The sequence below is a fragment of the Bacillus piscicola genome, assembly GCF_022458745.1.
In the GTDB taxonomy this organism is placed as follows: domain Bacteria; phylum Bacillota; class Bacilli; order Bacillales; family Marinococcaceae; genus Alteribacillus_A; species Alteribacillus_A piscicola.
In genome coordinates, this window is record NZ_JAJJJF010000001.1 from 417,798 (window position 1) to 430,564 (window position 12,767).

Sequence of the window (12,767 nt, forward strand, 5' to 3'; positions counted from 1 at the left end):
TTGATGCCACTTGAAAATTTGAACATTAAAGGTGCTCGCTCTCACAATTTGAAGAATATCGATGTAACGATTCCGCGTGATAAATTGGTTGTTTTCACCGGTATTTCGGGGTCTGGGAAATCGTCCTTAGCGTTTGATACGATTTATGCAGAAGGGCAGCGCCGCTATGTGGAATCACTATCCGCATACGCGCGGCAATTCCTGGGACAAATGGATAAGCCGGATGTTGATTCGATTGAAGGACTGTCTCCGGCGATTTCCATTGACCAAAAAACGACGAGCAAGAATCCCCGCTCGACGGTCGGAACGGTGACGGAAATCTATGACTATTTACGGCTACTGTTCGCGCGGGTAGGACGCCCAATTTGCCCGGTTCACCAAGTGGAGATCTCCTCCCAGACGATTCCGCAGATGGTGGATCGGATGTTAGCTTTTCCAGAAAGAACAAAAATGCAAATCCTTTCGCCGCTCATCTCCGGCCGGAAAGGTGAGCACGTTAAAGTGTTGGAAGATCTGAAGAAAAAAGGGTTTGTCCGGGTTCGAGTTGATGGGGAGATGCGCGAAGTAAGTGACGAGATTAAGCTGGAGAAGAATAAAAAGCATGATATTGAAGTAGTTGTGGACAGAATCGTAATTAAAGAAGGGATCGAGACGCGTTTATCCGATTCGCTGGAAACAGCCCTCGAGTTAGGTGGGGGAAGAGCTTTGGTTGACGTTATTGGCGAGGAAGAGCTTCTATTTAATCAGCACCATTCCTGTCCATATTGCGGCTTTACGATCGGTGAACTTGAACCGCGCCTCTTTTCTTTCAACAGTCCATTTGGCGCGTGTCCTGCTTGTGATGGGATCGGCAGTAAACTGGAAGTGGACGAGGAGTTGGTCATCCCTGATTGGGACCGAACGCTAAAAGGCCACGCTATTGCCGCTTGGGAACCGACAAGCTCCCAATATTATCCGCAGCTGCTCTCGTCCGTCTGCCGGCACTTCAACATTGATATGAATGTGCCAGTAAAGGAACTTCCCAGGGAACATATCGAGCTGATCTTGTACGGAAGCGGCAGTGAAAAGTTCCTATTTCGTTTTGAGAATGAGCGTGGCGTCGTCCGTGAACGACATATTTACTTCGAAGGTGTTTTGCGAAACATTGCAAGGCGTTATCACGAAACAAGTTCCGAGTACACACGCGAACAGATGCAACAGTATATGACGCGCACCGACTGCCCAGAGTGTAAAGGGTACCGTCTCAAGAAGGAAAGTCTCGCTGTGAAAATAGGAGAGTCCCATATTGGGGAAGTGACAAAGCTGTCGGTACACACTGCCAAAACCTTCTTTGATACATTGGAGCTGACAGAGAAAGAACGGGCCATTGCAAGATTAATACTGCGAGAAATTAATGAACGGCTTGGTTTTCTAATGAATGTGGGACTGGATTATTTAACGTTAAACCGATCTGCCGGTACTCTTTCCGGTGGGGAAGCCCAACGTATCCGTCTTGCTACCCAGATTGGTTCCTCCTTAATGGGAGTCCTGTACATTTTAGATGAACCTTCCATCGGCCTACATCAGCGTGATAACGACCGTCTTATTCGTACGCTTGAAAGAATGAGAGATCTCGGTAACACTCTAATTGTCGTAGAACATGATGAGGACACGATGCTGGCTGCTGATCATCTTGTCGATATTGGACCAGGAGCTGGGGTGCACGGGGGCTATATAACAGCTGCTGGGACACCGGAAGAATTAAAAGAGGATTCGAATTCATTAACGGGACAATACTTGTCCGGGCGTAAGTTTATTCCGCTTCCTGTTGAACGACGTAAACCAGAAGGTCGTTGGTTGAAAATCAAAGGGGCAAAAGAAAATAATTTAAAAGGCACAAACGTAAATATCCCACTCGGTTTGTTCACTGCCGTAACCGGTGTGTCCGGATCGGGGAAGAGCACGCTTATCAATGACATCCTGTACAAATCATTGTCTCAAAAGTTGCATCGCGGTAAAGAGAAACCGGGCTGGCACAAAAGTATTGAGGGAACGGATCAATTGGAAAAAGTGATCGACATTGATCAGTCTCCAATCGGCCGCACCCCAAGGTCCAACCCGGCGACGTATACAAGTGTATTCGATGATGTAAGGGAAGTCTTTGCGATGACAAACGAAGCGAAGATGCGCGGCTATCAAAAAGGCCGCTTCAGTTTTAACGTAAAGGGCGGCCGTTGTGAAGCGTGTAAAGGTGACGGTATTATTAAAATCGAAATGCACTTTCTTCCTGATGTCTATGTCCCTTGTGAACAGTGTGACGGCAAGCGGTATAACCGTGATACGCTGGACATACATTACAAAGGAAAAAACATAGCAGATGTACTTGCTATGACAGTAGAAGAGGCGCTCGTCTTCTTTGAGAACATCCCGAAGATAAAACGCAAACTGCAGACGCTCTATGACGTCGGCCTCAGCTATATTAAGCTTGGGCAGCCTGCGACTACGTTGTCAGGAGGCGAAGCCCAGCGCGTTAAGTTGGCCAGCCAGCTGCACCGGCGGTCTAATGGGAAATCACTCTATATTTTGGATGAACCGACAACCGGCCTGCATGTAGATGACATTGCCCGTCTCTTGAATGTCTTGCAGCGATTAGTTGAGAATGGTGATACAGTCCTCGTGATTGAGCATAACTTAGATGTGATCAAAACGGTGGATTATGTGATTGATCTCGGACCGGAAGGTGGAGACAAGGGTGGCACTTTAGTTGCTTCTGGTAAGCCGGAAGACATTGTTAAGGTAGAGCAGTCTTATACAGGTTATTATTTGAAACCGATCTTAGAGCGAGATCGTGAGCGAATGAAAGAAAGATTGCTGCAAGCTGAACATGTCGCGGAAACAGCTGAACATGGCATAAGCTAATATAAACTGCCATTACCAGTTATAGGAAGGGGATTGTTATGGAGGAAGAGCGCAAAATCATTTTAAAAATGGTAGAGGACGGAAAGATCTCGGCAGAAGACGGTGCCAAGCTTTTGAAGGCATTAAAGCCGGAAGAAGATGCAGAAGAGAAGCGGTCACATTCCCGCAGAAACAATTTGCAGCGGGATGAAGCTGCAAAAGAGACAGCCAGCAAGGATGCCAGTCCCACTATTTCAGGGCCTTCCACAGGAAGTAGTCTATCTACGAAAGTGGACTGGGAAGAGGGAAACAAACGTTTTAATGAGTGGGATCGGGACAAACAGAGAAAGTGGGATTTCACTACTGCTTTTACAGAGTTTATTGATAACACGATTCAAAAAATCAAAGATCTAGATTTAGATTTTAATTTTGGTTCCTATCAGGATGTCCATCATATTTTTCAGCATAAAAATATGAAAGAACTTGTCCTTGATATTTCTTTGGAAAACGGTTCAGCGGAATTGCGGCCATGGGATGAAGAAGATGTTAAAATAAGCTGTGATGTGAAAGTTTATAATGGAAAGACAATAGACGAGGCCCGTCGCCAGTTTTTGAAAGAGACCATATTTGAAGTGGCAGATAACGAGCTTCATTTTTACACGAAGACGAAAACGATGAAGGTGAACGCTGTTATCTATGTGCCCCGAAAAACGTATGAATCTATTCAACTTTACACGTTCAACGGGCATCTGCGGGTAGAAGATGTAACGGCAGAGCGGTTTTTAGGAAAAGTAGTCAACGGCAGCCTGGCGATCAGCTCCGCCCTTTTCAAAAAATGTGAAGGAGAGACAGTGAATGGGCCAATCACACTGAGGTCAGGTAACCTGGGAGTAGTTGACGTAAAGACAATGAATGGCACAATAGAGATTGAGGCCCAAATCCGCGATCTGGAAGCAGAGTCGGTAAACGGTACTATTGACAGCACGCTTGATATCGCAGAAGACGCAAGAGCTGATTTTTCTACTGCTACTGGAAGTATCTTCGTTAAAGTACCCGCTTCCATCCGTACAGACGGGTATCTAAAAACAAACGTAGGGAACTATCACTATCCTTTAAGCGATATTGATATCATTGAAGAGAAGAAAGATTTTATTCATAAAGCGTTAAGATTTACCTCAAACCAATCAGCCTCACCGCGGCTGCGGCTGGAAGCAGATACGAAAACAGGATCGATTTCTATTAAACCAAAACAGTAATTGGAGGTCTTTGAATGAAGAAACTAAAACGCAGTCAGTCCAATCGAATGATCGCTGGAGTATGTGCCGGTATTGCCGATTACTTTAACGTAGATGCGACTCTGGTAAGGATTGTTACGGTTATTCTAGGATTGATTACCTCTGGTCTCCCCATAATTGTTGCATACATTGTTTTAGCGATCATTATGCCAAATGAAAAGGACATCACGGAGTAATGGGCTGTCTTAGTTCCCTTGTGTTAAACACCATTGCCTTAATGGTTGTGGCTGGTTTTTTTCCCGGTTTTCAGCTTGACGGTATGGGAGCTGCCTTGATGGCTGCCTTTATTTTAACAGTGATTAACCTGTTGGTTCGCCCGCTGCTTGTGTTATTCACCCTCCCGATAACAGTATTTACACTCGGATTTTTTATCTTTATTATCAACGCAGCATTGCTGATGCTTACTGCAGGTTTAATGGGAGATTCCTTTCAAATCTCCGGCTTCGGAATGGCATTACTCGCGGCGATTATAATAGCCATTCTTAACATGCTGCTTCAGAACTTTATCATCCAACCGTTACAGCGAAAAGAATAAAGAACCGACATGCTGCCTTGTGTTATCAGGGCAGCTATTTGTGTATCCTTTTTTTCTCTTTGCAGTGTCGAATCCACAACGGCCTGCATTCATGCTACAATGGAGAAGTGTGATAATTTCATTTATGCGCTGGTTCCAACCGGGCAGCGTGCCCGATAATGGAAATGGTTGGAGGTCTTTATATGGCGAAGGTAACGGCAAACGATTTAATTAAGCATTTTAACTTAGAAATATTGGCTGGGGAGGAAGGGATTCACCGTCCTATTACGATGAGCGATATTTCACGGCCAGGCATTGAAATGGCCGGTTTTTTCACCTATTATCCTGCGAGGCGCATTCAGATCCTTGGCCGTACGGAAGTTTCGTTTTTTCAACAGCTTAAAAGCAAAGAGAAAAAAGAGAGAATGGATAAACTTTGTACATATGACACGCCGGGGATTATTCTCTCACGTGGATTAGTTACTCCCCCCGAACTACTGGAGAGTGCTAATGAAAATGGAGTCCCGGTTTTGCGATCCGATATAACAACGACTCGTCTGATTGGACAGATTACCACGTTTTTGGAAGCGCGCTTATCGAAAACGACGGCTGTGCATGGTGTGCTGGTAGACATATACGGTATTGGTGTGCTATTAACAGGGGCTAGCGGTGTGGGGAAGAGTGAAACGGCGCTTGACCTTGTGCGTAGAGGACACCGTTTGGTCGCTGATGATTCGGTGGAAATTCGCCAGCAGGGTGATTCTTTAATGGGCAGCCCTCCTGAATTGATTAAGCATCTTCTGGAGATTAGGGGACTTGGGATTATTGATGTGATGACTCTGTTTGGTGCTGGAGCCGTACGGCCGTTTAAAAAAATATCGATTTCGATTCATCTTGAATTGTGGGACGAAAAAAAAGCGTACGATCGCTTAGGAATTGAAGAGGCTTCGATTTCTATTCTCGATACGGATATTCCGAAATATACAATCCCCGTCCGACCCGGGCGTAACTTAGCTGTGCTTGTCGAAGTAGCGGCAATGAATTTCCGTTTGAAAAGAATGGGTATTAACGCGGCACAAGAATTTTCGGAACGGCTGACAGACGTCATCGAAGAAGGCGACCGTGAGGATTTTTAAACGCTGATTACGTTGGGAGCGAGTGCATATATGGTTTATACGATAGAACCAATTGGCCGGGTTGCATTTGAACTCGGCCCCTTTACCGTTTATTGGTACGGCATTATTATTGGGGTTGGTGCCCTGCTTGGCTTTTTAATTGCTAACAGGGAAGCGCAAAAGCGAGGAATGCCGAAAGACATCTTCGCTGATTTACTGATTTTTGCTATCCCTATTTCAATCATTTGTGCAAGACTATATTACGTTATATTCCGATGGGAGTATTACGGACAGCACCCAGGAGATATTATCGCGATTTGGGAAGGCGGATTAGCCATTCACGGCGGCTTAATTGGTGCTGTTCTAACCGCGATTATTTTTGCGAGGAAAAAGGGTGTTTCTTTTTGGAAACTCGCTGATATTGCCGCGCCGAGCATTATTTTGGGCCAGGCGATTGGCCGTTGGGGAAACTTTATGAACCAAGAAGCGCACGGCGGTCCGGTTACACGTGAGTTTTTGGAGAATTTGCAGCTCCCGGATTTCATTATTAATCAAATGTTCATTGAAGGTACGTATTATCATCCGACCTTTCTATATGAATCCATCTGGAACCTGCTCGGTTTTGTATTATTAATTTTGCTGCGGCGGATCAACCTGCGACGGGGAGAACTCTTTTTAAGCTATGTCATCTGGTATTCCTTTGGGCGGTTCTTTATAGAAGGAATGCGAACCGACAGCTTGATGATCGGCGATGTGTTACGAACAGCGCAAGTGATCTCACTAGTACTTATCATTGGTGCCATTATATTGTGGGTATACCGGAGAAAAGCTGGACTCGCCGACGCCCATTACTTAGACAACGATGGTCCCGGCATCCCGAAGAAAGGGCGCAAATCATCAACTAAAAAAAATAAAAAATAAAAGGGGAGGGGGAGAAATTGGGTACGTTGAAAAAGGGAATACTTACAGGTCTGCAGACAACGTGGACATTGGGTAAAATTATTTTTCCAATCACTCTTTTGATTACGGTGCTGTCATATACACCGGTTTTGGAATGGATAGCACATATGCTGGCCCCGTTTATGGGGTTCATCGGCCTACCTGGGGAAGCAGCTATTCCACTCGTCTTAGGCAACATCTTAAATCTGTATGCCGCCATCGGTGCGATTTTATCTATGGACTTGGCTGTGAAAGAGGTATTTATTTTAGCGGTGATGTTGTCTTTCTCCCATAATTTGTTTGTGGAATCAGCAGTCGCCATGAAAGTCGGTGTAAGGATGACAGTCATCCTCGCAGTTCGGATCGGCCTTGCCCTTAGTTCCGCATTATTGATTCATTGGCTGTGGAAGGGTGGCGGTGAAACAGCTACGTATGGTTTTATGCCTGCCGGCAGTGCGTCTGAGGCTTCTAGCTGGGGAGCAATTGTGTGGGAAGGGCTGTCGAGTGCATTTTTAGGAGTGCTGCAAATCGCACTCGTTGTGATTCCAATCATGATTTTGATCCAAATCATGAAGGACTTAAATTGGCTGCAAAAAATTTCAAGCTGGATGGCTCCATTTACAAAATTGCTAGGAATACGCGAGAATACATCGACGACACTCGCGTCCGGACTTGTATTTGGGCTTGCATTTGGTGCCGGGGTTATGATTCAAGCAGTAAAAGAAGATAATGTAAAGAAGAAAGATCTCTATCTTGTTTTTATTTTTCTAATCGCCTGTCACGCTGTCATTGAAGACACGGTCATCTTTATACCACTGGGCATTCCGGTGCTGCCGCTTCTTATCATCCGTTTTATTACGGCGGTCGTGCTGACAGCGTTCATCGCATTTATATGGAAACAAGCAGAGAAGAAGCAGCTCATTCACAAGGAGGCTACCTATGACTATTAATACAGTCCTTTTCGACTTGGATGGAACATTGATAAACACGAATGACTTAATCATCGCGTCATTTGAATATGTGTTAGATAAATATGCCCCCGGCCGTTATTCCAGGGAAGATATTATTCACTTTATAGGACCTCCGCTGACAGACAGCTTCCAAGAGGTGGACCCGGAGAGAGCGGAAGAGATGATTGCGTTGTATCAGAAACATAATTTGGCGCATCATCATGATTTACTTAAAGAGTATGAAGGGGTAACGGATACCGTTAAGGAATTGTACGATCACGGATATAAGCTTGGAATTGTGACGACAAAACGGAAGCAAAGTGCCCTCTTGGGAATAAAAGAGGCCGGTCTTGCCCCTTATTTTCCCGTAGTAGTGACCTTTGATGATGTGGATCATGTGAAGCCAAATCCTGAGCCTATTAATTTAGCGATGGATCAACTTCGATCCGATCCCGGAAATACGTTAATGGTCGGGGACAGTCCGCATGATATACTCGATGGAAAAAATGCCGGCGTCCAAACTGCTGGTGTCGCATGGACGATTAAAGGGGAAAGCAGCTTAGCGTCATTAGAACCGGACTTTATGCTCCGTACTATGCCAGATCTTCTGTACTATCTTGGAGTGAAGATGGCATGAGGCGGACAGACCGCTACCCTGTTACTTCTGCTAATTCGCTTTGGCACATTTACAAAACGGTATCTTTTTGGAAAGTAATGAAAAACTTTGTCATTATTCAAGCAGGGCGTTATACACCTTTCTTACCTCTGAAAAATTGGATGTACCGCACCTTTCTACGTATGAAAGTGGGAGAAAAGACTGCATTTGCACTCATGGTGATGCCCGATATTATGTTTCCTGAAAAGATCACCATCGGGGATAACAGTGTGATCGGTTACAACACGACCATTCTGGCTCATGAGTACCTGATCCGGGAATACCGAATTGGCGAAGTGAAGATAGGGGATAATGTATTAATTGGAGCGAATACGACCATTTTACCGGGGGTAACGATTGGCCATGAGGCAGTGGTGGCAGCAGGTTCTGTTGTCCACAAAGACGTCGCTCCTGGTACATTAGTTGGCGGTAACCCCTTACAAGTAATCCGGCCATCCGGCGATCTTGATTAGTCTTTCTGCTTTCCTGGTGTAGAGATAAGCTCTGCATCAGGTTTTTTCCGTGTTGACGGAGTGAAATAAGGCGTGTAAACTACACGATATATTCTTTACTTCATCATCACATTAGCAGACTAAAGTAAATGAACAGTTTAAAAAGTAAATAGCAATGGATCTGACAGTGATAGCTGCTTAGAAATTTGCTGAGAGGAGCGGAAAAATGAGCACACCATTTATGTTTGAAAAGCCTGCTGGAATGCGGGATACACTACCCGCCTATTATCAGACAAAGAACACAGTAAGGGAGCGTCTGGAAAGGGTGATCGGAAGCTGGGGGTATCTTCCAATTGAGACGCCGGCGCTTGAATATTATGACACCGTTGGCACGGCATCTGCGATTTTGGATCGGCAGTTGTTTAAATTGTTAGACCAGGATGGAAACACGCTCGTCCTCCGCCCCGATATGACGACGCCGATTGCACGCGTAGCGGCATCCAGTTTAAAGGATCAAGCCTTCCCGCTTCGCCTTTCCTATCACAGTCCCTTGTTTCGTGCCCAGCAAAAGGAGGGCGGTCGGCCGGCAGAATTTGAACAAATGGGTATTGAATTGGTTGGCGATGGAACTGCAAGCGCAGATGGGGAAGTCATTGCTTTAATGGCAGAGACATTAAAAAGTGCAGGACTCGCCGAATTCCAAATCGCAATCGGGCATATCGGCTATGTGAATGCTCTTTTGCTTGATGTCGTCGGCAGTGAGGACAGGGCAAATGTGCTGCGCCGTTACTTATATGAAAAAAATTACGTTGGTTATAAACAACATGTAAAAAGTCTCCCGTTATCTTCTATAGACGAGAAACGCCTTTTAAACTTATTAAAACTACGAGGAGGGCGGGATAAGCTGACCGATGCTGAAACACTTGTTAATAATGGCAAAGCCGGACAGGCACTGGAAGATCTGAAGCAACTTTGGGAAGTTTTGGATGGTTACGGTGTTAGTGACTATATAAAACTTGATCTCAACTTAGTGATGCATATGAGTTATTATACCGGTGTCGTTTTCGAGGGGTACGGAGAGCGTCTCGGATTTCCTTTATCAAGCGGCGGTCGTTATGACGAGCTCTTAGAGAAGTTTAACCGCCCTGCTCAAGCGACCGGCTTCGGTATTCGGCTTGATCTCCTCGTCGAAGCGCTTGGCCAAACGGAAGAACTTCCTGCACAGACGTGTATTGTTTTTAGCAAAGAACGGCGCTGTGAAGCGATAGCAGAAGCAAAGCGCCTGCGTCAACAAGGGGAACGGGTCGTGCTCCAAGATTTACAAGGAGTGGAAAGTGTGGATGAATTAAGCGGCGCTTTTGTAGACGTGCAATATTTTATCGGAAAGAAACAAGGGGGCAGCAAGGATGAATGAGCCATTAACGGTTGCAATGCCAAAAGGACGGATTTTTGATGAAGCTGTTGATTTGCTTCGTGAGGCAGGTTTCCCGCTGCCTCCTGAATTTGATGATTCCCGGAAATTAATTGTCGATGCCCCAGAAGCAGATTTACGGTTTATTTTGGCTAAGCCGATGGACGTACCGACTTATGTTGAACATGGTGTCGCAGATCTTGGTGTCGCAGGGAAAGATACAATGATTGAGGAGGAACGGGACGTCTATGAAATTCTCGATTTGAACATTAGCGAATGCTATATGGCCGTTGCTGCTTTACCGGGTTACCAGAAGTCGGATATTAATCCGAAGGTGGCGTCAAAATATCCGAACCTTGCCACGAAGTACTTCAAGGAACAAGGGGAACAGGTGGAAATTATTAAGCTGAACGGCTCGATCGAGCTCGCGCCGCTTGTCGGTTTAGCTGACCGTATTGTTGATATTGTTTCAACGGGCCGAACATTGCGGGAAAATGGGTTGGTAGAGCTTGAGACGATCGTCCCCATTACATCACGGCTGATTGTCAACCCAGTGAGTTACCGGATGAAAGATGGACGTATTGATGACTTAGTGGAACGTCTTTCGAAGGTCGTGGAGGTGGAAGAATCATGAAAATTGTCAAGCTTACACGTGAAATAAGTCTTGCTCGTGATCTTGATACCGGAACAGAAAAACAAAAAGAAGCCGTGCAGTCGATTATACGTGATATTCGTGACAAGGGAGATCAAGCGCTGAAGGAATTAACTGCAAAATTTGATGGCGCACAGCTTGAGGAATTATTTGTAACCAATTCCGAAATGGAGGAAGCGTATCGTTTGATAGATACATCTACATTATCCTCCCTGCGCAGGGCGGCTGACAATATTCGTACCTTCCATAAGAAGCAAAAAAGAGAGTCCTGGTTTACGACAAGCGAGGACGGCACGATGCTCGGGCAGAAAATCACGCCGCTTGATTCAGCGGGGGTATATGTCCCGGGAGGAAAAGCAGCTTATCCCTCTACTATTATGATGAACGTCATCCCCGCACAAGTAGCCGGGGTAAAAGAAATCATCATGGCATCTCCGCCGGGTCAAGACGGGAAACTTAATCCTGCAGTAATCGTGACCGCAGCGGAGCTTGGAGTAGAGCGGATTCTGAAAGTGGGCGGAGCGCAAGCGATTGCAGCTCTCGCATACGGAACAGAAACAGTGCCGGCTGTTGACAAAATCACCGGTCCCGGGAATATATTTGTGGCGTTGGCCAAGCAGGCGGTGTTTGGGGACGTAGCGATAGACATGATTGCCGGTCCAAGTGAAATTGTAATTCTTGCAGATGAAACAGCACACCCGGAATATGTCGCAGCTGACCTGCTTTCACAAGCGGAGCATGACGAAATGGCGTCAGCTGTTCTTGTAACCACATCGTATGAACTTGCTGAAAAAACAAAAAGAGAAGTAGAGACACAGCTTGCTGCGTTACCTAGAAAGGAAATTGCACAAGCCTCTATCGTAGATTATGGGGCTATTTTCGTTGCGGAAAATTTGGTAGAAGCAGTAGAGGCCGTTAACAAACTGGCTCCAGAGCATCTAGAAATTATGACAGAAAACCCGCATGCCCTCTTAGGAAGTATCCGGCATGCAGGGGCTATTTTTCTAGGACCGTACAGCCCAGAACCGCTGGGAGACTATTTCGCCGGCCCGAATCATGTGCTTCCGACGAACGGAACCGCACGTTTTTCCAGTCCTTTAAACGTTGACGATTTTTTGAAAAAATCAAGTATTATCTCGTACAGTAAGACAGCTTTCCTTCGTGACGCTGAGGATGTCGCTGCGATTGCAAGATTAGAAGGACTCGAAGCACACGCGCGTGCTATTGATCTGAGAAAAGGAGAATGATTAATGAGCCAACGTACTGGATCTATTGAACGTAACACTTCAGAGACACAAATTCGCTTGACTCTTGACATAGATGGGGAAGGGAAAAGTAATATCTCGACGAGTGTCCCATTTATGAGTCACATGCTGGAAGCATTTACGAAACACGGGCATTTTAATTTGACCGTGCAGGCAAATGGGGACACGGAAATTGATGACCATCACACGACGGAGGATATTGGCATTTGCCTTGGCCAAGTGTGGGGAGAAGCACTCGGTGATAAAAAAGGAATCAAGCGCTACGGAAATGCCTTTGTTCCGATGGATGAGGCATTGGCGCAAGTTGCCGTTGACTTAAGCAACAGACCGCATCTTGAATTTCGGGCTGAGTTCCCAAGAGAAAAGGTTGGTACATTCGATACAGAACTTGTCCACGAATTTCTGCAAAAATTTGCTCATGAGGCGCGCATGAATCTACACGTCATTGTTCATTACGGGGCCAATACCCACCATATGATCGAAGCTGTCTTCAAAGCGCTGGCACGAGCGCTGGATGAAGCGTCGCAGATTGATCCACGGGTCAAGGGTATACCCTCTACAAAAGGAATGCTATGATATAGAACTGTATAAACACTTTTCTTAATAGGTCGGAAGCAGAAATGCAGCAGAAGCGAAGGGCGG

Annotated in this window: 13 protein-coding genes; all 13 read left to right on the plus strand. The window is 45.8% G+C overall.

Translation table 11 applies throughout. The features are described from left to right. Window positions 1-3: 3 nt before the first annotated feature. On the plus strand, window positions 4-2,898 hold the full coding sequence (gene uvrA, locus LOR49_RS01940; protein WP_240374423.1) for an excinuclease ABC subunit UvrA: 2,895 nt from the start codon (window positions 4-6) through the stop codon (window positions 2,896-2,898). A 38-nt stretch (window positions 2,899-2,936) separates the two neighbouring features. After that, window positions 2,937-4,133, plus strand: a complete 1,197-nt coding sequence (locus LOR49_RS01945; protein ID WP_240374424.1) for a DUF4097 family beta strand repeat-containing protein — start codon at window positions 2,937-2,939, stop codon at window positions 4,131-4,133. Window positions 4,134-4,147: 14 nt separating this feature from the next. Then, window positions 4,148-4,348, plus strand: a complete 201-nt coding sequence (locus tag LOR49_RS01950) for a PspC domain-containing protein (protein WP_240374425.1) — start codon at window positions 4,148-4,150, stop codon at window positions 4,346-4,348. Beyond that, entirely contained in the window at window positions 4,348-4,707 is a 360-nt protein-coding gene (locus LOR49_RS01955) for a phage holin family protein (RefSeq protein ID WP_240374426.1), read from the plus strand. The genes LOR49_RS01950 and LOR49_RS01955 overlap by 1 nt, the downstream gene beginning before the upstream one ends. Window positions 4,708-4,889: 182 nt before the next feature. Further along, window positions 4,890-5,822 carry an HPr(Ser) kinase/phosphatase gene (gene hprK, locus LOR49_RS01960; RefSeq protein ID WP_240374427.1) on the plus strand — a complete coding sequence of 311 codons (933 nt, stop codon included), beginning with the start codon at window positions 4,890-4,892 and terminating at the stop codon, window positions 5,820-5,822. A gap of 30 nt (window positions 5,823-5,852) precedes the next feature. After that, window positions 5,853-6,722: a prolipoprotein diacylglyceryl transferase gene (gene lgt, locus LOR49_RS01965; protein WP_240374428.1), complete on the plus strand. Its 870-nt coding sequence runs from the start codon at window positions 5,853-5,855 to the stop codon at window positions 6,720-6,722. A gap of 17 nt (window positions 6,723-6,739) precedes the next feature. Further along, window positions 6,740-7,690 (plus strand): nucleoside recognition domain-containing protein, encoded by a 951-nt coding sequence (locus tag LOR49_RS01970; protein WP_240374429.1) that lies wholly within the window; start codon window positions 6,740-6,742, stop codon window positions 7,688-7,690. Then, the gene (gene ppaX, locus LOR49_RS01975; protein WP_240374430.1) at window positions 7,680-8,327 is read left to right on the plus strand and encodes a pyrophosphatase PpaX; all 648 of its coding nucleotides are present in this window, start codon (window positions 7,680-7,682) and stop codon (window positions 8,325-8,327) included. Before LOR49_RS01970 ends, ppaX begins: the two co-directional genes overlap by 11 nt. After that, the gene (locus LOR49_RS01980; protein WP_240374431.1) at window positions 8,324-8,818 is read left to right on the plus strand and encodes an acyltransferase; all 495 of its coding nucleotides are present in this window, start codon (window positions 8,324-8,326) and stop codon (window positions 8,816-8,818) included. The genes ppaX and LOR49_RS01980 overlap by 4 nt, the downstream gene beginning before the upstream one ends. A gap of 205 nt (window positions 8,819-9,023) precedes the next feature. Further along, complete coding sequence (locus tag LOR49_RS01985; RefSeq protein ID WP_240374432.1) at window positions 9,024-10,211, plus strand: ATP phosphoribosyltransferase regulatory subunit; 1,188 nt, start codon at window positions 9,024-9,026, stop codon at window positions 10,209-10,211. Continuing rightward, window positions 10,204-10,842 (plus strand): ATP phosphoribosyltransferase, encoded by a 639-nt coding sequence (gene hisG / locus LOR49_RS01990; protein WP_240374433.1) that lies wholly within the window; start codon window positions 10,204-10,206, stop codon window positions 10,840-10,842. Before LOR49_RS01985 ends, hisG begins: the two co-directional genes overlap by 8 nt. Next, entirely contained in the window at window positions 10,839-12,107 is a 1,269-nt protein-coding gene (gene hisD, locus LOR49_RS01995) for a histidinol dehydrogenase (RefSeq protein ID WP_240374434.1), read from the plus strand. The genes hisG and hisD overlap by 4 nt, the downstream gene beginning before the upstream one ends. A 3-nt stretch (window positions 12,108-12,110) precedes the next feature. After that, entirely contained in the window at window positions 12,111-12,701 is a 591-nt protein-coding gene (gene hisB / locus LOR49_RS02000) for an imidazoleglycerol-phosphate dehydratase HisB (RefSeq protein WP_240374435.1), read from the plus strand. The last annotated feature ends 66 nt before the right edge of the window (window positions 12,702-12,767 follow it).